Consider the following 20,409-nt stretch of genomic DNA (forward strand, 5'->3'; position numbering starts at 1 on the left):
AGGGTGGGAAACCCGGCCCCCTCGGCCTCGTTGTGCAAGGCGGCTGCCGCCCCTTGCGGCGACGAGGAGATGAGGGAGACCGATGGGGCGACACAAGCCCAGGAAGCAGCGCCGGCCGGGGAAGGACCGGAAGGAGTCCGGCCTGAGGGAGCCGACACCGCAGGGCGCCGCGCACGAGGAGTGGTTCATCCCGGCGCAGGGCGTGGGACCGGTCCCTCTCGTGGCGGACGAGGACTCGGAGGACGTCAGGCTGTCCACACACCGGCCGCCCGCGGTGGGCGCGGAGCCGTGGGCGTTCGTCGGCGAGGGCAATGCTGCCGCGGCCGGCACGTGCCTGCCGGACGCCATGCTGAACGGGCTTCCCCTCGACGTCGTCGGAGCGGTGACCTACCTCCGCGGTTGCCGTGCCCTTCTGCAGGAGCCCACCTTCGGAGACTTCGCCGAGCGCTTCCGGGATCTGACCACCGACGAAGCGCGGAGCCTGTGGGATGCCGCCTGGGCCTCGGGTTTCGTCGACGACAAGGGCTGCGAGGCGTGCCCGAGCGCGCACCTGTGCACGCGGTCGGCCGAGGCGGCCGGAGAATCATGAGCAGGCCGTCCGCGGCGACCCGATCGAGCACCGCCGCTTCGATGCCACCGCACCCGCACCCGCACCCGCACCCCGCGGACGCCGACGCTGACGCCTCCTCCACCTGAGCTTCGGCGATCAGCTCCGCCACCACGTCGCTGAGGGATCCCGAGCTCAGTCCCGTGACGGGCCCAGCGAGAAGCGGCTCAAGGGCCCCTCGAAATAAAACCGTTGCCGTACGGCCCTGCGGCCCTCGCGCCGCAGGTCACGTACCGTCCGGCCGCCGCGCGCTCGGATCGCGCCCCAGTCCTTGAGCTCTCCGGTCGCAACGTACCTCGGTGAACGCTCTTGACGGGCCCTTCACTTGGGGTTTAACTCACATCCTAAATTAAGCCGTGGGGTTGCTCGGGGCGGCTGCGGAACGCCGCCCTCAACCCCTGCGGTCGGCTTCCGTTCCTCCCTGCCCCTTCCCGTCCCCTCCGCCGTTCCCCTCCCCTCCCCTCCCCTCCCTTCCCTTCCCGAAAGGCCCCCGGAGCCATGCGCAGAGTCAGAGCCGCAGCCGTCGGCGCCGTCACCCTCTCTCTCGTCCTCTCGGCCGCCGCGTGCGGCGGCGGGTCCGACGACGGCGGCTCCAACGAGCAGCCCAGGACGCTCACTTACTGGGCGTCCAACCAGGGCGCCAGCATCGAGGTCGACAAGAAGGTCCTCCAGCCCGAGCTCGACAAGTTCGAGAAGCAGACGGGCATCAAGGTCAAGCTGGAGGTCGTCCCCTGGAGCGACCTGCTCAACCGGATCCTCACCGCCACCACCTCCGGCCAGGGCCCCGACGTGCTCAACATCGGCAACACCTGGAGCGCCTCACTGCAGGCCAGCGGTGCGCTGTTGCCCTGGGACGAGGCGAACTTCCAGAAGATCGGCGGCAAGGACCGCTTCGTGGAGTCGGCGCTCGGTTCCACCGGTGCCCAGGGCCAGGACCCGGCGGCCGTGCCGCTCTACTCCATGGCGTACGCCCTCTACTACAACAAGAAGCTGTTCGCCGAAGCCGGCATAGCGAAGCCGCCCGCCACGTGGGACGAGCTGGTCGCCACCGGGAAGAAGCTGACCAAGGACGGCACGTCCGCCATCGGCGTCGAGGGCTCCAACCTCTCGAACAACATCCACCAGGTCTTCGTGCTCGGCAAGCAGCACGGCGCCGACTTCTTCACACCCGACGGCAAGGCCGACTTCACCTCCGACGGAGCCGTCGCCGCCGTCAAGCAGTACGTCGACCTGATGGCGGAGCACGGAATCGTCGCCAAGGGCAACGCCGAGTACGCGCAGAACCAGTCCCTGAGCGACTTCGCCAAGGACAAGACCGCCATGGTGCTGTGGCAGACCGCCTCGGCCACCTTCGCCGCGCACGGCATGAAGGAGGACGAGTGGGGCGTGGCCCCCGCCCCCGTGCAGTCCGGCGCCCCCGGCCAGGGCAAGAACACCAACTCCATGGTCGCCGGCATCAACATGGGCGTGTTCAAGAACACCAAGAACATCGACGGCGCGATGAAGTTCGTGAAGTTCATGACCGGCGACGAGGAGCAGAAGATCCTCAACAAGGCCTACGGCTCCATCCCCCCGGTCAAGTCCGCCCAGCAGGACCCGGCCTTCGGCTCCCCGGCCCTCGCCGTCCTGCGCGAGACCCTCGCCTCCAGTGCCGCCGCCCTGCCGCAGGTCCCCGAGGAGTCGCAGTTCGAGACCGTCGTGGGCACCGCCGTCAAGGAGCTCTTCGCCGAGGCGGCCGCCGGCCGGCCGGTGACCACCGAGTCGGTCCGGGCCAAGCTCGAGAAGGCCCAGCAGCAGATGCCGAAGAAGTGAGCACGGACACCTCCATGACCACCACCGTCACTCCCGAAGCGGGCAGGCGGACGGCAGGCGGGACCCCTCCCGGAGCGGCGCCGCGTACCCGCCGCTCCGGGCGGCTGCGCCGCATCTCCCTTCCGTACGTCCTGCTGCTTCCCGCCCTCGTCCTGGAGCTCCTGGTCCACCTGGCGCCGATGCTCATCGGCATCGTCGTCAGCTTCAAGGAGCTCACCCAGTTCTATCTGCGCGACTGGAGCGCGGCGCCCTGGGCCGGACTGGACAACTACGCGGTCAGCGTCGACTTCGACGCGCCCGTGGGCCAGGCGCTGCTGAGTTCGTTCGTCACCACGTGCCTGTTCACGCTGCTCTCCGTCGGGCTGTGCTGGCTGCTCGGGACGACCGCCGCGATCTTCCTGCAGGAGACGTTCAGGGGCCGGGGCTTCCTGCGCACGCTCTTCCTCATTCCGTACGCGCTGCCCGTCTACGCCGCCGTCATCACCTGGGCGTTCATGTTCCAGCGGGACAACGGCCTGGTGAACCACGTCATCCACGACCAGCTCGGCCTCACCGACAGCCCGCCGTTCTGGCTGATCGGCGAGAACAGCTTCGTCACCCTGCTCGTCGTCTCGGTCTGGAAGGGCTGGCCCTTCGCCTTCCTCATCATGATGGCCGGCCTGCAGAACATCCCCCGCGAGATGTACGAGGCCGCGGCCCTCGACGGCGCCGGAGTGTGGCAGCAGATCCGCCGCATCACCCTGCCGTCGCTGCGCCCGGTCAACCAGGTGCTGGTGCTCGTGCTCTTCCTGTGGTCGTTCAACGACTTCAACACGCCGTTCGTGCTGTTCGGCAAGGCGGCGCCCGAATCCGCCGACCTGATCTCCCTGCACATCTACCAGTCCTCGTTCCAGACCTGGAACTTCGGCACCGGCTCGGCCATGTCGGTCCTGCTGCTGCTGTTCCTGCTCGCCGTGACGGCTGTCTACCTCGCGGTCACCTCCCGGGGAAGGAAGACGAGCGATGTCTGACCACTCTCAGCGTGCGCACCCCAGAACTCCCGCGGCGAGGTCTCCCATGGCGGCGCCGCGTTCCTTCCTCTGGAGCCGGCGGATCTTCCTGACCCTGCTCACCGCCTTCGTCCTGCTGCCGGTGTACGTCATGGTCTCCAGCTCGCTGAAGCCGCTCGAGGACGTGTCGGGGAAGTTCCAGTGGATCCCCTCCGGGCTCACGATCCGGCCGTACTTCGACATCTGGGAGACGGTCCCGCTCGCGGACTACTTCGTCAACTCGCTGATCGTGGCGGGTGCCGCGACGGTCTGCTCGGTGGTGATCGCGGTCTTCGCCGCCTACGCGGTGAGCCGCTACTCCTTCCGCGGCAAGCGGGTCTTCACGGTGACCGTGCTGTCGACGCAGATGTTCCCCGGCATCCTCTTCCTACTGCCGCTGTTCCTCATCTACGTCAACATCGGCAACGCGACGGGCATCGCCCTCTTCGGCTCCCGCATCGGGCTGATCATCACGTATCTCACCTTCTCCCTGCCCTTCTCCATCTGGATGCTCATCGGGTACTTCGACTCGGTGCCCCGGGAGCTCGACGAGGCCGCCAAGGTCGACGGCTGCGGCCCGCTCGGCGCTCTGTTCCGGGTCGTCGTCCCGGCTGCCGTGCCCGGCATCGTCGCCGTCGCCGTGTACGCGTTCATGACCGCCTGGGGCGAAGTCCTCTTCGCCTCCGTCATGACCAACGACACCACCCGCACCCTCGCCGTGGGGCTCCAGGGCTACTCCACGCAGAACGACGTGTACTGGAACCAGGTGATGGCCGCCTCCCTCGTCGTGAGCGTGCCCGTCGTCGCCGGATTCCTGCTCCTGCAGCGCTATCTCGTCGCCGGGCTCACCGCCGGCGCCGTCAAGTAGTTCCTTCCTGTCGTCCCTTCCTGAAGCCGATCTTCGAGAGGTCCTCCGTGTCCGACTCCGTCTCCGACTCCATAGATCTCGGCGCGTTCCCCCGTGACTTCGCCTGGGGCACCGCCACCTCCGCCTACCAGATCGAGGGAGCCGTCGCCGAGGACGGCCGAGGCCCCTCCATCTGGGACACGTTCTCCCACACCCCGGGCAGGATCGACAACGACGACCACGGCGACGTGGCCTGCGACCATTACCACCGCTGGCCCGAGGACGTCTCGCTCATGCGACGGCTGGGCGTCGACGCCTACCGCCTGTCCATCGCCTGGCCGCGCGTCGTCCCCGACGGCCGCGGCACGGTCAACCCCGCCGGCCTCGCCTTCTACGACCGGCTGACGGACGCCCTGCTCGACGCCGGGATCACCCCGTCGGTCACGCTCTACCACTGGGACCTGCCGCAGGCCCTGCAGGACCGCGGCGGCTGGACCGTACGCGAGACGGCCGAGCACTTCGCCGCGTACGCCTCCGTCGTCGCGGAGCGCCTCGGCGACCGGGTCACTCGATGGGCCACCCTCAACGAGCCGCTCTGCTCGGGCTGGATCGGTCACCTGGAGGGCCGGATGGCCCCCGGGCTCACCGATCTGACCGCCGCCGTCCAGGCCTCCTACCACCTGCTGCTCGGACACGGCCTGGCCACCCGGGCCGTCCGCGCCGCCTGCCCCGGCGCACAGATCGGCATCGTCACCAACCACAGCACCGTGACGGCGGCCTCGGACGACCCCGAGGACCTCGCCGCGGCGCTTCGCATGGACGGCCACACCAACCGCTGGTGGCTCGACCCGGTGTACGGCCGCGGCTTCCCCACCGACATGCGCGAGCTGTACGGGGTCGAACTGCCCGAGCGCGCCGGGGACGCGGAGACCATCGCCACGCCGCTCGACTGGCACGGCCTCAACTACTACTTCCCCGTCACCGTCACCGGCGACCCGACGGGACCCGTCCCGTACGCCCGTGAGGTACGCCTCCCCGACGTGCCCCGCACCGGCATGGACTGGCAGGTCGACGCCGGCGGCCTGGAGGCCCTCCTGCTGCGTCTCACCGAGGACTACGGCATACGCAGGCTGTACGTCACCGAGAACGGCTCGGCCTTCCCCGACACCGTCGACCCCGACGGCGCCGTTCACGACCCCCAGCGGACCTCCTACCTCGAACAGCACCTGGAGGCCTGCGCCCGAGCCCTCCGCAAGGGCGTCCCCCTCGCCGGCTACTACGCCTGGTCGCTCCTCGACAACTTCGAATGGGCCTACGGCTACGACAAGCGCTTCGGGCTCGTCCATGTCGACTACGCCACGCAGAAGCGGACCGTGAAGACGAGCGGTCGGCGCTATGCGGAGATCATCCGTAGCCACCGCCAGAGCCACGCGTAACACCGCGTCGCACCCAAGCGACCCGGCCTGATCCGAAAAGACACCCCCTAAGCCGACTCGCGCACCACCAGCTCCGCGTCGAAGAGCACCGATACGGGCTGGGGGTGCATCCCTTGGATCTGTTCCGACAAGAGGCGGGCCATGGCCCCGGCCATCTTCTCCACCGGCTGGCGCACCGTGGTCAGAGGAGGGCGGCACGTCATCGCCACACTGGAGTCGTCGAAGCCGATGACGGCCACGTCCCGGGGGATCCGCCTGCCCTGCTCGCGGAGGAGCTGACAGGCCCCCTGGGCCATGAGGTCGTTCGCGGCGAACACGCCGTCCACGTCCGGGTGATCACGCAGGAGCTCGGCCATGGCCGCGGCACCGCTCTCCACCGTGAAGTTGCCCTCGGCGACGGGCACGTCGGCGACGCCGGCGGACGCCAGCGCCGCGCGGAAGCCGTCGAGGCGGTCACGAGCGGCGGGGATCGACTGGGGAGCCGAGATCGTCGCGATCCGGCGGCAGCCCCTGGCCAGAAGGTGTTCGGCGGCCAGCCGAGCTCCTTCGGCGTGCGCGACGTCGACGTAACTGACGGCCTGCGGGCCCTCTGTCTCCTCGCCCGGGCGGGCGAAGAGCACCACGGGAATCCTGGCCGCGGTCAGCATCCCCGGAAGGGGGTCGGCGGCCTGTATGGACACCACCAGGGCGCCGTCCGCGGTGCCCTGGCTCAGGTAGTCGACGACCTGTTCCCTGGCGGCGTCCGACTCGGCGACCAGGAGCACCGGGTGCATCGCGTGCGTCCGCAGATAGCCGACGACGCCGCTGACCACCCGCCCGAAGAACGGGTCGGCGAAGACCCGTGAGGCGAAGGTGTCTCCCGCGCCGGAGATGATCAGCGCGACGGTCTCCGTCCGCTGGGTGACCAACGACCTGGCGGCCCGGTTGGGCCGGTAACCGGTCTGTTCGATCGCGTGGCGCACGAGCTCCTGGATGTCGGGGTCCACGTTGCGGATCCCGTTGACGACCCGCGACACCGTCGCCCGTGACACCCCCGCGTGCCGGGCGACATCCTCCAGCGTCGGGCCCCTTCTGCTCATACCCGGAACCCTAACGCGCGGTCCCGTGCGCCGAACCGGCACCGCCGACGGGCCGGCGCGAGCTCGCCGAAGATCGACAGTCATCGGCTTAATGGAAGGCTAAAGAAAAGCCGTTCCCGGTTCTTGACCGCGCATCAGGTGGCGGGCCAAGGTCTGGAGAGCGCTCTCCCGTTTCAGGTTTCCCTAAGGAGCCCCTCATGCCATTCGGCATACCGGACGCAGCCCCCTTCCGCAGACGACGTCCCCTCCCGGCCCGTAGGACGGTCGCCGGGGCCCTGGCCGCAACCCTGGCCGGCGGCCTGCTCGCACTGGCCCCCGCCACGACGGCGCACGCCGCGCCCACCCTGCTCTCGCAGGGGAAGACGGCCACGGCCTCGTCCGTCGAGGGACCCGCCTTCACCGCGAGCGCCGCGGTCGACGGCAACCTCACCGGCACCCGCTGGGCCAGTGCCTGGCAGGACGCCCAGTGGCTCCAGGTCGACCTCGGCCGGAGCGCCACCCTCAGCCACGCCGTCCTGACCTGGGAAGCCGCCTACGGCAGGAGCTACCAGATCCAGGCCTCCGAGAACGGCACCGACTGGCGGACCGTCACCTCCGTCACCGCCGGCGACGGCGGCACCGACGACGTCACCCTGTCCGGCACCGGCCGCTACATCCGGATGAACGGCCTCACCCGCGCCACCGGATACGGCTTCTCCCTGTGGGAGTTCCAGGTGTACGGCTCCACCGACGGCACCGGCCCCACCCTCCCCGGCGGCGGCGACCTCGGCCCCAACGTGCACGTCTTCGACCCGTCCACGCCCGGCATCCAGGCCAGACTGGACGAGGTGTTCCGGCAGCAGGAGTCGGCCCAGTTCGGCAGCGGCCGGCACGCCTTCCTGTTCAAGCCGGGGACGTACAACGGCCTCAACGCGCAGATCGGTTTCTACACCCAGATCGCCGGTCTCGGACTGCGTCCCGGCGACACCACGATCAACGGAGACGTGACCGTCGACGCGGGCTGGTTCAACGGCAACGCCACCCAGAACTTCTGGCGCGGTGCCGAGGGCCTGACCCTCAACCCGGTCAACGGCACCGACCGCTGGGCCGTCTCCCAGGCCTCCTCCTTCCGCCGGATGCACGTCAAGGGCGGCCTCAACCTCGCCCCGAACGGCTACGGCTGGGCCAGCGGCGGCTACATCGCCGACTCCAAGGTCGACGGTCAGATCGGCAACTACTCGCAGCAGCAGTGGTACACGCGGGACAGCTCCATCGGCGGCTGGTCCAACAGCGTGTGGAACCAGACCTTCTCGGGCGTCGAGGGCGCCCCCGCCACGTCGTTCCCCGAACCCCGTTACACCACGCTCGACACCACCCCGATCTCCCGCGAGAAGCCGTACCTCTACCTCGACGGCAACGAGTACAAGGTGTTCGCGCCCGCCAGGCGCGTCAACGCCCGCGGCACCACCTGGGCCAACGGCAGCCCGCAGGGGCAGTCCATCCCGCTGCACCAGTTCTACGTGGTCAAGCCCGGCGCCACCGCCGCCACGATCAACCAGGCACTGGACCAGGGCCTGCACCTGCTGTTCACCCCGGGCGTCTACCACGTGGATCAGACGATCAACGTGAACCGCGCCAACACCATCGTGCTCGGCCTCGGCCTCGCCACGATCATCCCGGACAACGGCGTCACCGCGATGAGGGTGGCCGACGTCGACGGCGTCCGGCTCGCCGGCTTCCTGATCGACGCCGGACCGGTCAACTCCCCGACGCTGCTGGAGATCGGCCCGCAGGGCGCCGCCGCGGACCACGCGGCCAACCCCACCACCGTGCAGGACGTCTACATCCGCGTCGGCGGCGCGGGCGCCGGCAAGGCCACCACCAGCGTCGTCGTCAACAGCGACGACACGATCATCGACCACACCTGGGTCTGGCGCGCCGACCACGGCGAGGGCGTCGGCTGGGAGACCAACCGGGCCGACTACGGCGTCCGCGTCAACGGCGACGACGTGCTCGCCACCGGCCTGTTCGTCGAACACTTCAACAAGTACGACGTCGAGTGGTACGGCGAGCGCGGCCGCACGATCTTCTACCAGAACGAGAAGGCCTACGACGCGCCGAACCAGGCCGCCATCCAGAACGGCACGACCAAGGGCTACGCCGCCTACCGGGTCGACGACTCCGTGAACACCCACGAGGCGTGGGGCCTCGGCAGCTACTGCAACTACAACGTCGACCCGAGCATCCGCCAGGACCACGGCTTCAAGGCACCCGTCAAGCCGGGGGTGAGGTTCCACAGCCTCCTGGTGGTCTCCCTCGGCGGCATGGGCCACTACAACCACGTCATCAACGACACCGGGGCGTCGACGGTCCCCGCGGGCACCTCCACCGTGCCGTCCACGGTCGTCTCCTTCCCCTGACGCCCCACCGCCCCTTCGCCGGTCTCCGACAGCGCGACGGAGCCGAACGACACTCCCCGAACCGGCCGGACATCACCGCCCTCGACCCCAGGAGCCGCAATGTCCCCTCCCTCCCCCCTCGCCGCACCGCCCCACCGCACGCGCGGCGCGACGGCAGCCCTCACCCTCGGAGCGCTCCTCGCCTCCTCCCTCACCCTCGCCACCGCACCCGCCGCGAGCGCGGCAGAAACCCTGCTCTCCCAGGGCAGGCCGGCCACCGCCTCCTCCATCGAAGGCCCGGCCTTCTCCGCCTCCGCCGCCGTCGACGGCAACCTCACCGGCACCCGGTGGGCCAGCCAGTGGAGCGACACCCAGTGGCTCCAGGTCGACCTCGGCGCGAGCAGGAACCTGAGCCGTGTCGTCCTGACATGGGAGGGCGCGTACGGCAAGAACTACGAGATCCAGGTCTCGGACAACGGAACCGACTGGCGCACGGCCAGGACCGTCATCGGCGGCGACGGCGGCACCGACGACCTCACGATCACCGGTTCCGGCCGGTACGTGCGCATGAACGGCCTCGTCCGCTCCAGCGGCTACGGCTACTCCCTGTGGGAGTTCCAGGTGTACGGCGAGAGCGGCACCACCCACCCGCCCCAGGGCGCCGTGCGCGTGACGGGCTCCCAGGGGAACTGGCAGCTGACCGTCGGCGGACAGCCGTACACCGTCAAGGGCCTCACCTGGGGCCCGGCCATGGCCGACGCGCCCCGCCACATGCCCGACCTGAGGTCCATGGGCGTCAACACCGTCCGGACCTGGGGCACGGACGCCTCCAGCAAGCCGCTGCTCGACGCCGCGGCCGCCCAGGGGCTCAAGGTCGTCAACGGCTTCTGGCTCCAGCCCGGCGGCGGCCCCGGCTCCGGCGGCTGCGTCAACTACGTCACCGACACGACGTACAAGAACGCCATGCTCACCGAGTTCGCGAAGTGGGTCGACACCTACAAGTCCCACCCGGCGACGCTGATGTGGAACGTCGGCAACGAGTCCGTCCTCGGCCTGCAGAACTGCTACGGCGGCACCGAGCTGGAGGCCCAGCGCAACGCGTACACGACCTTCGTCAACGACGTCGCCAAGAAGATCCACTCCATCGACCCCGACCACCCCGTGACCTCCACGGACGCGTGGACCGGCGCCTGGCCGTACTACAAGCGCAACGCCCCGGACCTCGACCTGTACTCGATGAACGCGTACGGCGACATCTGCGGTGTGCGGCAGGACTGGATCGACGGCGGGTACACCAAGCCGTACCTCATCACCGAGACGGGCAACGCCGGTGAGTGGGAGGTGCCCGACGACGTCAACGGCATCCCCGACGAGCCGACCGACGTCCAGAAGGCCGAGGGCTACACCAAGGCCTGGGACTGCGTCACCGGGCACCGGGGCGTGGCCCTCGGCGCGACGATGTTCCACTACGGCCTGGAGCACGACTTCGGCGGCGTCTGGTTCAACCTCCTCCCCGACGGCTTGAAGCGCCTGTCGTACTACGCGGTGAAGAAGGCGTACGCAGGCTCCACCACGGGTGACAACACCCCGCCCGTCATCACCGACATGACCGTCAGCACGCCCACGGCGGCCCCGGCCGGGCGTGAGTTCACCGTTCGCGCCGACATCCGTGACCCCGACGGCGACCCGATCACACCCAAGATCTACCTGAGCGGCAACTACGCCAACGGCGACAAGCGTCTCGTCGACGCGCAGTGGCGCTCCCTGGGCAACAACACCTTCGCGGTCACGGCGCCCGAGAAGCTCGGCGTGTGGAAGGTGTACATCCAGGCCGAGGACGGCCGCGGCAACGCCGGCATCGAGACGAAGTCGGTCAAGGTCGTCGCCCCGCCCGTCACCGGCACGAACATCGCCCTGAACAGGCCCACGACCGCCTCCTCCGCCCAGGCCTCCTACGGCGACTGTCCCTGCCCCGCCTCGAACGCCACCGACGGCAACACCTCCACGCGCTGGGCCAGCGACTGGAGCGATCCGCAGTGGATCCAGGTCGACCTCGGATCGGCCAGGCCCATCCGCACCGTGCAGCTCGTCTGGGACCCGGCCTACGCCCGCGCCTACGAGGTGCAGGTCTCCGACAACGGCACGACCTGGCGGACCGTCCACACCACGACCACGGGCAACGGCGACATCGACACCATCGAGCCCGCCACCACCGCCCGGTACGTCAAGCTCCAGCTCACCGCCCGCGGCACGGGCTGGGGCTACTCGCTCCACGAGTTCGGCGTCTACGGCTGACGACGCCGGACCCCCATGACGGGCGGCGGGGCCCGCCGTTCGGCCCCGCCACCCCGGCACCACCGCACAGGAACCCGGCACACCCGTCGCGTGGCGTGTTCGCGCCCACGCGAACCCCCCCCCATGGGCAGGAGATCCCCATGAGATCGAGTCCTCAGCGGCTCCCCGCACTCCTCCTCGGTACGGCCCTGATCGCCGGCGTCCTCGGCATCGGCACCATGGCCTCCGCCGCGGACACGGACGACAGCGCCCCGCCCGCCGTCGCGGCCGGCGCCCACAGCGGACACGTCATGGCCGTGTCCACCCAGGCCTCGGGCGACGACGCCGACGGAGACGGATACATCCCGGCGAACCCGCCGGTCACCGGTGTCACTCCGTCCACGGCCACCCCGCCGCCGGCCTACCACCACGAGTTCCAGGCCGGCTGCGCCGTCACCCACACCGCGCCGGACGACCCGATCGTCTACCCGGGCCAGTTCGGCAAGTCCCACGACCACACCTTCATGGGCAACACCTCCACCGACGCCGCCAGCACCACCGGCTCGCTCTACGGAGGAAGCACCACCTGCAAGGCACCCGCGGATGCCTCCGCGTACTGGATGCCCTCGCTGTACAAGGGTGACCAGAAGATCTTGCCCGTCGGTCCGCAGGTCATCTACTACAAGGCGGGCGTGACCGACTACCGGAGCGTCCGGCCCTTCCCCAAGGGGCTGCGGTTCGTCGTCGGCAACCCGATGCAGACGCCCAGGAGTTCCGGGCCCACAAGGGGTTCGTCGAGGGCTGGGAATGCGGTGACAGCTTCTTCAACACCGACATCCCGGCGACCTGTCCGAGTCGGCCCGACGTCCAGCTCAACCTGCGCATGCAGGCGCCCAGCTGCTGGAACGGCCTGCATCTCGACACCCCCGACCACCAGAGCCACATGGCCTACCCGGTGGTCAAGCCCGGCACGAACGACAACATGTGCCCGGCCTCCCACCCGGTCGCCCTGCCGATGATCGAGTTCAAGATGGCATGGCCGGTCAACGGCGACATGTCCCAGGTCCGCCTGGCCAGCGGCCGCGGCTACTCCTTCCACTACGACTTCTTCAACGCGTGGGAGGAGCGCACCCTCAAGGCCCTGGTCGACCACTGCATCGTGGGCGGCCTGCAGTGCGACACCCGGGGCTTCGACCTGTACCGCCCCGAACGCGGCACGGTGCTGAACGCGGACCACCGTCTGCCCTGACCGGGCCAGACACGCGCACGGGCGAGGGGGCGACGGACGTGACCGAGGCGGAAATGACCGACGACAAGATCGACGTGGTGCTGGAAAAGCTCGACCTGGCCCAGAAAGTACGGCTGTTGAGCGGTGCCACCACCTGGCGGACCGCCGACGAGCCGGCCGTCGAGCTGCGTCAGATGGTCATGTCCGACGGCCCCGCCGGCGTGCGGGGAGAGGCGTGGGACGAGCGGCGCACCTCCGCGCTGCTGCCCTCCGCGTCCGCGATCGGAGCGCTGTGGGACGAGGAGCTGACCGAGCGGCTCGGCGGTCTGCTCGCCTCGGAAGCGGCCCGCAAAGGCGTGGACGTCGTCCTCGCCCCCACGCTCAACCTGCACCGAACTCCCCTGGGGGGACGGCACTTCGAGTGCTTCTCGGAGGATCCCGAGCTGACGGGCCGCACCGGTGCGGCGCTGATCCGGGGGATCCAGGCGGCCGGTGCGGGGGCCACCGCCAAGCACTACGTCGCCAACGACTCCGAGACCCAGCGCATGCACGTGGACGTCCGGGTCTCGGAGCGGGTGCTCAGGGAGGTGTACCTCGCTCCGTTCGAGGCGGCCGTCGACGCGGGGGTGTGGCTGGTCATGGCCGGATACAACAGCGTGAACGGCTCCACCATGACCGCCAGCGGCCTCCTCGCCGAACCACTCAAGAACGCATGGGGCTTCGACGGGGTGGTCGTCTCCGACTGGGGCGCGCTGCGTTCGACGACGGGCCCCGCGCAGGCCGCACTCGACCTCGCGATGCCCGGGCCGCAGGGACCCTGGCAGGCGGAACTGCTCCGAGCCGTGAAGGACGGCCTCGTCCCCGAGGAGGTCGTCGACGACAAGGTACGACGCCTGCTGCGACTCGCCGGCCGCCTCCAGGCGCTCGGACCGCGCCAACCCCCACGCGTACCGGCGTACGGCTCCGCCGACACGCGGCGGCTGCTGCGCCGCGCGGTGGCCGCCGGATCCGTACTCCTGCACAACCGGGGCGTGCTCCCACTGGACGCCTCCGACCTGTCGACCGTCGCGGTCATCGGTGCGCACGCCACGTCCCCGCGGCTGCAGGGCGGCGGCAGCGCGGGCGTCTTCGACTCGGGCTCGGTGACGCCCCTCGACGGGATACGGGCCCGACTCCGCGGCCACGCCCGTGTCGTGCACGCGCCCGGGCCCGCACCGGGCGGGCCACCGGCCCCGCTCGATCCCGGCCGAAGCAGCGATCCCAGATCGAAGAAGCCCGGAGTGCTCCTGCGGCTCCTGGACGCCGCCGGCCACGAGCTGTACGCGGGACACCGGCTGTCAGGGCGACAGCTGGAACCCCCGATCGTCCCCGGCGCCCACACCGTCGAGATCAGCGCCTTGATCCGAGCGGAGACAACGGGGGAGTGGACCTTCGGCATCGCCGGCTTCGGCCGCATGTCCCTCACACTCGACGGCCGGACCGTTCTCGACGGTGCCTACCCGTGCACCACCGACGACCCGGCCGTCGTCCACGTGACCCCGCCCCTCCACACCGTGCGGGCGACGATCAGCTCGCCACGGCCGGCCCTTCTCGTGGCCCGGCGCGAACTGATCCCCGGAGCCGGCCGGGCGACGATCGTCGCGGCAGCGCCCCCGGAACGCGAGACGGCGGCCGCGCTCGCCGAGGCGGTGGAAGCGGCCCGGAACGCGGACGCCGTGATCGTGGTGGTCGGCACCACCGAGCACACCGAGAGCGAAGGACACGACCGCACGGATCTCTCCCTCGGCGGACACCAGGACGCGGTCGTCCACGCCGTGGCGGCGGCCAATCCGTGCACGGTCGCCGTCGTCAACAGCGGCGGCCCGGTGGAGCTTCCCTGGCGAGAGGAGGTCGGCGCGGTCCTGCTGACCTGGTTTCCCGGGCAGGAGGCCGGCCACGGCATCGCCGACATGCTGTTCGGACTGGCCGAGCCCGGCGGCCGGCTGCCCACCACCTGGCCGGCCTCCCTCACGGACGCACCCGTCACCCGCACACAGCCGGTCGAAGGCCGGCTCCCCTACGAGGAAGGCCTGCACATCGGCCACCGCGCGTGGGCGCGCGCCGGGAGCGAACCCGCCTACTGGTTCGGGCACGGCGAGGGATACGCGACCTGGGAGTACGAAGCGGTGCGCGCCCCGGCACGCGTGACGGCAGGAACCCCGTTCACCGTCGGCGTCCGGCTGCGCAACACGGGCCCGCGGTCCGGTCGCGAGGTGGTGCAGGTGTACCTGGCCCGCCCGCACTCCGCCGTCGAGCGACCGGTCCTCTGGTTCGTGGGCTACGCCGCGGTCCACGCGGACGCCGGTGCGCCGGCGACCGCCGTGGTGGACGTGCCCGCCCGCGCGCTGCGGCACTGGTCCGACGACGAGCAGACCTGGTGCGTCGAGCCCGGGACCTATCGGATCATGGTGGGACGGTCCGCCGGCCGTCTCGTGTGGCACGGGGAAGTGAGCGTGCGAGAGGCGGGGAGCGGGACGACGTGAACGGCGCCACCGGCGCCCCGGAACCACGGGCGCCTCTCCGCGTCGAAAACCGGTGATCGGTTCCGGGCCCGGATCGCTAGCATCGGGCGATGCCGACGATCGACACCCTCATACCGGAGCGCGGCCCGCACGACACCGCCGCCCTCCAGGCCCACGACCCCGACGCCCTGGCCGGCTACGTACTGGACGACCGCAACGCCTGGTGGCGCCGCCGGATCTGTGTGCGGGCGCTCGCCGGCCGGGTCCCCGAAGCACGGGTCCCCGCCCTGCTCGACCGGATCCGGGACGACGAGGAGACCGGCGAAGTGCGCATCGCGCTCCTCGACCTCCTCTCCGACCGGACCGAGCTCCTTCCCTGGCTGCGCCACGAGGACCGGAGCGCCGAGTCGTACGGCCTGCCCGAGGCGGTGCTGAAGGCAAGGGGCCTGCTCGGTGACCGGACCGCCGCGCGGGAGCTGGCCACGCTCGCCTTCTCACCCTGGTGGCACCGGCAGCGGCTCGGCGAGGCCGGACTCGAAGAACTGGTCGAGCGGTACGGGGCCGAGGCGATCGTGGCCGACCTCGGCGAGGACCGGCCCGAGGACCGGGCGTTCGCGGTGTGGATGCGCTACCGGGCGGAGGGGGACGTCACCCCCTACCTCGCGGACCCCGACCGGAGGGTCGCCTACGTGGCCCACGAACTCGCCATGGACCGGAACCGGCTCCTCGCCTACCTCGACCGGGCACCGACGACCGAAGCGGCGGTCTGGGCGGTCTGCGCCCTGCACCGGATCACCGAGGACCCCGAGGAGACCCGCCGACTCGACGAGCGCCTCGGCCGCCCCCGAGTGGAGGTCGACGGACTGGACGAGGAACTGCGCCGCGCGATCGTCCACGAGTACGCGCCCGGCTGCGGGCGGCCGAGCGACCCCCGCTGGCGTCTGGAGGCCCTCTGCACCGAGCCGCCGGCCCGCCCCGACCCGGTCGGGCAGCCGGCCCAAGCGGCGGCCGTCCTCGCCGCGGCCGGACTCGAGCCGAAGCCGCCGGTCTCCTGCGGGGAGCACCACCAGCAGGGCGACGGCACGTACCACGTGATCGAGTGCGACGGCGAGGACGTCCTCGTGAGCACCCTCGGCCGCTTCGTCATGAGCCACGACGAGGACCACGCGGCCCGAATCCCCCTGGAGGAGGCCGGCTTCCGCTGGATCGAGCGGGAGACCGCGGACACGGAGGTCACCGACCTGTACGTCTACTACTTCGGCGGTCGCGGCCCTAGGGACGTCGACACGCTGCTCTTCTACTGGCAGGACTGACCCCTGGCGGCGAGACGACCGAGGGCCCGGGCGCCTCGCCCCTTCCGGGTCTCGACCCCCTCCGGGCCTCGCCCACCCGTTCCTTTCGGCCGCCATCGGGGCGGGGACCGCGGAGCCGCCCCCTCCGGGAGGCCGGCCGCCTCCGGCGCCTTCCGCGGCGCCGGAGGCTCGGAAGCGAAGGCTCCGCCGAAGCGGAAGCGGAACCCCCGCAGGGGCTCTGACCTGCTGAAGCGTGACACCACACGGCGGGCTCGCAAAGATCGCCCGTTTCTCCTCAACTTCCGTTGTGGCAACGGATGTTCGGGGGGTAGAGTCCCCGTTCGTCGGGCACGGACAGGCGCTTTCAAGCTTATTTGGGGCGAACAAGTCGATGCAGTGCGAGACATACCGAACGACCCCGGACCTCATCCAGGCCTTCACGGAAGCCGCGCTTCGCGACCCGGAGCGCGCGGCCCTCGTCCATGAAGGGCGGGTCACGACGTACGGCCGGCTGTACGAGCTCGTGCACGGCCTCGCGGGGCGCCTCGGGCCCAGGCCCGGAGCGATCGCCGTGCCGGCGACGCACACCCCGGAAACCGTGGTCGCGCTGCTCGGGGTGCTGGCGGCCGGCGGAGCCTACTGTCCCGTCGACCCGGCCTTCCCGCCGGCGCGACAGAAGGACATGGCGTCCGCGGCCGGGTGCCGCGCGGCCCTCGCCACCGATGCCGCGCCCGACCCCCCTCTCGGCTTACCCGTCATACACTTCGGCGGGGACGAGGCCGAGAACGCGGGGCGGGCCGAGACCGCGGGGACGACGAAGACCGCGGGAGCCGCTGGGACGAGCACCGGTGACCGCGCCCAGGACGTGAGTCCCGAAGCCGCGGCGTACATCCTCTTCACCTCGGGCTCCACCGGCCGGCCGAAGCCGGTGGTCACCCCGCGCCGGGCCATATCGGCCTCCGTGCGCGCGCTCCGTGATCTCTTCACCCTCACCGAAGAGGACCGGGTGCTCCAGTTCGCCTCGCTCAACTGGGACACCTCGCTGGAAGAGATCCTCCCGACGCTGACCGCCGGAGCCACCCTGGTCCTCGACCGCGAGGCCTTCTCCGGGTCCTTCCCGCGGTTCCTGCGGATGATCGAGCGCGAACGCGTCAGCGTCCTCGACCTCCCCACGGCCTTCTGGCACGAACTCGTGCTCCACCTCACCGAGGAGCAGGCACCCCTTCCCGACTCCGTACGGTTGGTGGTCATCGGCGGAGAGGCCGTCAGCCCTGCCCGGATGGCCGACTGGACGCGTCTCGACACCTCTCGGATCCGTCTGGTCAACACCTACGGGTGCACCGAGACCACCATGATCACCCACGCCGTGGATCTGCACGGCCCCGGCGCACCGACCCGGACCCCGGCCTGGGACTGGGACCGGGGCGTGAAAGCCCCGATCGGCCGGGCCCTGCCCCACGTCGTCGAGGACATCGCCGACCAGGACGAGCTGCTGATCGGCGGCCCGGCGGTGTCTCTCGCGTACCTGGGGATGCCCGCCGCCACCGAGGCGGCCTACGTGGTCGTCGGCGGCGAGCGCCGGTTCCGCACCGGCGACCGGGTCAGCAGGACACCGGACGGCCTCCTCGTCCACGAGGGGCGGCTGAACGACGAGATCAAGATCCGTGGCATCCGGGTCGATCCGGCCGAGGTGGAGGCGCACCTCGCCGTCCACCCCGCCGTGAGCGCCGCGGCCGTCACCGGTGTCACCGCCCTCGGCCGTGCCGCCCTGGTCGCCTACGTGGTGCCCCGGCCGCACACCGAGACACGAAACCTCGACGTCGAGCTGCGGAACCACCTGCGCGAGCGGGTGCCCGCCCACCTCGTGCCGAGCCGGATCACCGTCGTCCCGCACCTCGTGCTGACCACCAGCGGCAAGGTCGACAGAAGAGCCTCCCACCAGCGATACGCCCCGGACACGCACCGTGAACAGGTCAAAGGAGACCGTTGATGAGCGTTGACACCACAGCCGCAGCCGCCGGGAGTTCGCCCGCCGGCCCGGGCGCCCCCGCCGGCTCCCCACCCGGTGCCGACACCGAAAGCGTGGTGGCGATGTTCCGGCGCGTCCTGGAGGTCGAGGACGTCTCGGCGGATTCCGACTTCTTCCTCCTCGGCGGCGACTCCCTGGTCGCCACCCGGGTGCTCAGCGCCGTCGCCCGCTCCCACGGAGTGGAGCTGACCTTCGAGGACTTCATCGGCGCACCGACCCCCGAACGGCTCGCCGAGAAGATCGCTGCCGCCCGGTGACCGCCCCCGACACATCCGCCGCCCCCGACACATCCGCCGCCCCGGACACATCCGCCGCCCCCGACGGATCCGCCGTCGCCGACGCCTCCCGTCGTTCCCGGGGCGTCACCAGCGCCGTCGTGGTCGGCGCCGGGCTCGCCGGACTGACGGCCGCGGCCGAACTGGCCGCCGCCGGGGTCGACGTGACCGTACTGGAGGCACGCGACCACGTCGGTGGCCGGGCCCGCGGACTCCAGGTCGCTCCCGAGGCGTGGGTGGACGCGGGGGCCGCCTACCTGGGGGATCGGCACACCGGACTCCACGCGCTCATGGCCGAGCTGGACCTGAAGGCGACGCCCACCACCATGCGGGGCGCCAGCCGCTTCGCCCTCCACGGCGACGACGCGACCACCCGGGACGGCCGGTTCCCGCCGCTCAACGCGGTGGCCCTGGGCGACCTCTTCGAGAGGCTCGACGAACTCACCGCGACCGTACGTCCCGACGCGCCGTGGCTCACCCCGGACGCCGAGGAGCTGGACGCGCTGACCGCCGAGGCGTGGGCCGAGCAGCACCTCACCCACCCCGACGCCCGGCTCTTCTTCCCGCTCTTCCTGGGCGAGATGATGGCGGCCGATCCGGCCAGGGTGTCCATCCTGCACGTCGCCTTCTACCTGCGGTCGGGCGGTGGTCTGCGCTATCTGAACGCCTTCGAGGGCGGTGCCCAGCAGGACCGGATCGACGGAGGCGCCCACCAGGTGTGCGAGCGACTCGCCGCCCGGCTGGGAGCCAGGGTGCGACCCGGCGAGCCGGTCCGCGCCGTGCACCAGGACGACGACGGGGTCACGGTCCGCGGCGTGAGCGGGGAGTACCGCGCCGATGTCGCGGTGATGGCCCTGCCGCCCCTGCTGGCCGACGCCGTCGAGTACGTGCCCGGGCTCCCGGCGCGCCGGGCGAGCGACCGCACCGCGCGGGGCTGCGCGGTCAAGGTGCACCTGGTGTACCCGGCACCGGTCTGGCGGGACCACGGCCTGTCGGGATGGTCGGTGAACGCCGAGGGCCCGCTGCTGTCCACCGTGGACGACTCGCCCGCCGAGGCCGGAGTCGGCGTGCTCACCGGCTTCGTCACGGGCGGCGAGGCCCCTCGCTTCGCGGCGCTCGATCCGGCCGAGCAGCGCGCGTCGGCGGTCGCACAGGCGGCCCGGTTGTTCCCGATGCTTCCCGAACCCGTGGGCTTCCACGTGACGGACTGGGTCAACGAGCCGTACAGCAAGGGGTGTTACGCCTCCCTCTTCGGCCCCGGCGACTGGGTGCGGCACGGCCCGACCCTGACGGCACCGCACCTGCGGGTGCACTGGGCCGGCACGGAGACCAGCACCGAGTTCTTCGGGCTGCTGGAGGGGGCGATCCGCTCCGGCCGTCGGGCGGCGGCCGAGGTCCTCGCCCGCCTGTAGAGCCGGGGCACGGACCCGCACCGCCCCACCCCGACCCGTACCGCCCGACCCGCCTCCATCCGTACCGCCCTCCCCGTACGCGCCCACCCGCCCCCCACGGCCCTCGGGCCCCGAACGCACGCCTGCTCCAAGTCGCCGCGGACCGCACCCCGTCGGCAGCCGAACCACACGTTCGTCCGAGTACAGCGAAGCCTTCGACCAGTCGCCAGGG

13 protein-coding genes and 2 pseudogenes are annotated in these 20,409 nt (G+C 71.1%); 13 read left to right on the forward strand and 2 right to left on the reverse strand.

Features of this window, described 5'->3' with window-relative positions; all coding sequences use genetic code 11:
* Nucleotides 1-82 precede the first annotated feature (82 nt).
* The gene (locus tag ACFY7C_RS20725) at nucleotides 83-589 is read left to right on the forward strand and encodes a hypothetical protein (protein ID WP_389652402.1); all 507 of its coding nucleotides are present in this window, start codon (nucleotides 83-85) and stop codon (nucleotides 587-589) included.
* A 70-nt stretch (nucleotides 590-659) separates the two neighbouring features.
* On the opposite strand, the pseudogene ACFY7C_RS20730 reads toward ACFY7C_RS20725, so the two are convergent.
* Nucleotides 660-865: pseudogene (locus tag ACFY7C_RS20730) on the reverse strand (sugar kinase); the annotation flags it as partial.
* A 240-nt stretch (nucleotides 866-1,105) separates the two neighbouring features.
* On the opposite strand from ACFY7C_RS20730, the gene ACFY7C_RS20735 reads away from it, so the two are divergent.
* The 4 genes from ACFY7C_RS20735 to ACFY7C_RS20750 are packed head-to-tail and all read left to right on the forward strand — an operon-like array spanning nucleotide 1,106 to nucleotide 5,730.
* On the forward strand, nucleotides 1,106-2,419 hold the full coding sequence (locus ACFY7C_RS20735) for an ABC transporter substrate-binding protein (protein WP_389652405.1): 1,314 nt from the start codon (nucleotides 1,106-1,108) through the stop codon (nucleotides 2,417-2,419).
* Nucleotides 2,420-2,433: 14 nt separating this feature from the next.
* Nucleotides 2,434-3,429, forward strand: a complete 996-nt coding sequence (locus ACFY7C_RS20740) for a carbohydrate ABC transporter permease (RefSeq protein ID WP_389652408.1) — start codon at nucleotides 2,434-2,436, stop codon at nucleotides 3,427-3,429.
* Between the two features lie 46 nt (nucleotides 3,430-3,475).
* Complete coding sequence (locus ACFY7C_RS20745; protein ID WP_389652411.1) at nucleotides 3,476-4,315, forward strand: carbohydrate ABC transporter permease; 840 nt, start codon at nucleotides 3,476-3,478, stop codon at nucleotides 4,313-4,315.
* Nucleotides 4,316-4,362: 47 nt separating this feature from the next.
* The gene (locus ACFY7C_RS20750) at nucleotides 4,363-5,730 is read left to right on the forward strand and encodes a GH1 family beta-glucosidase (RefSeq protein WP_389652414.1); all 1,368 of its coding nucleotides are present in this window, start codon (nucleotides 4,363-4,365) and stop codon (nucleotides 5,728-5,730) included.
* A gap of 47 nt (nucleotides 5,731-5,777) precedes the next feature.
* On the opposite strand, the gene ACFY7C_RS20755 is transcribed toward ACFY7C_RS20750, so the two are convergent.
* Entirely contained in the window at nucleotides 5,778-6,809 is a 1,032-nt protein-coding gene (locus ACFY7C_RS20755) for a LacI family DNA-binding transcriptional regulator (RefSeq protein ID WP_389652416.1), read from the reverse strand.
* A gap of 197 nt (nucleotides 6,810-7,006) precedes the next feature.
* Here ACFY7C_RS20755 and ACFY7C_RS20760 point away from each other — a divergent pair, with 197 nt between their 5' ends.
* From ACFY7C_RS20760 to ACFY7C_RS20795, 8 genes and pseudogenes are all read left to right on the forward strand, one after another.
* Entirely contained in the window at nucleotides 7,007-9,208 is a 2,202-nt protein-coding gene (locus ACFY7C_RS20760; RefSeq protein ID WP_389652418.1) for a discoidin domain-containing protein, read from the forward strand.
* A gap of 99 nt (nucleotides 9,209-9,307) precedes the next feature.
* Entirely contained in the window at nucleotides 9,308-11,482 is a 2,175-nt protein-coding gene (locus tag ACFY7C_RS20765) for a discoidin domain-containing protein (protein WP_389652420.1), read from the forward strand.
* 503 nt (nucleotides 11,483-11,985) lie between these two features.
* Nucleotides 11,986-12,710: pseudogene (locus ACFY7C_RS20770) on the forward strand (DUF1996 domain-containing protein).
* Between the two features lie 53 nt (nucleotides 12,711-12,763).
* Nucleotides 12,764-15,211 carry a glycoside hydrolase family 3 C-terminal domain-containing protein gene (locus ACFY7C_RS20775; RefSeq protein ID WP_389652790.1) on the forward strand — a complete coding sequence of 816 codons (2,448 nt, stop codon included), beginning with the start codon at nucleotides 12,764-12,766 and terminating at the stop codon, nucleotides 15,209-15,211.
* Between the two features lie 89 nt (nucleotides 15,212-15,300).
* Nucleotides 15,301-16,503 (forward strand): hypothetical protein, encoded by a 1,203-nt coding sequence (locus ACFY7C_RS20780; RefSeq protein ID WP_389652423.1) that lies wholly within the window; start codon nucleotides 15,301-15,303, stop codon nucleotides 16,501-16,503.
* A 370-nt stretch (nucleotides 16,504-16,873) separates the two neighbouring features.
* Nucleotides 16,874-18,472: an amino acid adenylation domain-containing protein gene (locus tag ACFY7C_RS20785; protein ID WP_389652425.1), complete on the forward strand. Its 1,599-nt coding sequence runs from the start codon at nucleotides 16,874-16,876 to the stop codon at nucleotides 18,470-18,472.
* Nucleotides 18,472-18,768, forward strand: a complete 297-nt coding sequence (locus ACFY7C_RS20790; protein WP_389652428.1) for a phosphopantetheine-binding protein — start codon at nucleotides 18,472-18,474, stop codon at nucleotides 18,766-18,768. The genes ACFY7C_RS20785 and ACFY7C_RS20790 overlap by 1 nt, the downstream gene beginning before the upstream one ends.
* On the forward strand, nucleotides 18,765-20,198 hold the full coding sequence (locus tag ACFY7C_RS20795; protein ID WP_389652431.1) for a flavin monoamine oxidase family protein: 1,434 nt from the start codon (nucleotides 18,765-18,767) through the stop codon (nucleotides 20,196-20,198). The genes ACFY7C_RS20790 and ACFY7C_RS20795 overlap by 4 nt, the downstream gene beginning before the upstream one ends.
* Nucleotides 20,199-20,409 lie beyond the last annotated feature (211 nt).

It is taken from the genome of Streptomyces sp. NPDC012769 (assembly GCF_042901205.1).
Classification (GTDB): domain Bacteria; phylum Actinomycetota; class Actinomycetes; order Streptomycetales; family Streptomycetaceae; genus Streptomyces.

Coding starts and splice junctions, on each gene's coding strand:
- ACFY7C_RS20765 (WP_389652420.1), top strand. CDS start 9,308: ATGTCCCCTCCCTCCCCCCTCGCCGCACCGCCCCACCGCACGCGCGGC.
- ACFY7C_RS20780 (WP_389652423.1), top strand. CDS start 15,301: ATGCCGACGATCGACACCCTCATACCGGAGCGCGGCCCGCACGACACC.
- ACFY7C_RS20745 (WP_389652411.1), top strand. CDS start 3,476: ATGGCGGCGCCGCGTTCCTTCCTCTGGAGCCGGCGGATCTTCCTGACC.
- ACFY7C_RS20725 (WP_389652402.1), top strand. CDS start 83: ATGGGGCGACACAAGCCCAGGAAGCAGCGCCGGCCGGGGAAGGACCGG.
- ACFY7C_RS20740 (WP_389652408.1), top strand. CDS start 2,434: ATGACCACCACCGTCACTCCCGAAGCGGGCAGGCGGACGGCAGGCGGG.
- ACFY7C_RS20735 (WP_389652405.1), top strand. CDS start 1,106: ATGCGCAGAGTCAGAGCCGCAGCCGTCGGCGCCGTCACCCTCTCTCTC.
- ACFY7C_RS20755 (WP_389652416.1), bottom strand. CDS start 6,809: ATGAGCAGAAGGGGCCCGACGCTGGAGGATGTCGCCCGGCACGCGGGG.
- ACFY7C_RS20760 (WP_389652418.1), top strand. CDS start 7,007: ATGCCATTCGGCATACCGGACGCAGCCCCCTTCCGCAGACGACGTCCC.
- ACFY7C_RS20790 (WP_389652428.1), top strand. CDS start 18,472: ATGAGCGTTGACACCACAGCCGCAGCCGCCGGGAGTTCGCCCGCCGGC.
- ACFY7C_RS20785 (WP_389652425.1), top strand. CDS start 16,874: ATGCAGTGCGAGACATACCGAACGACCCCGGACCTCATCCAGGCCTTC.
- ACFY7C_RS20775 (WP_389652790.1), top strand. CDS start 12,764: ATGACCGACGACAAGATCGACGTGGTGCTGGAAAAGCTCGACCTGGCC.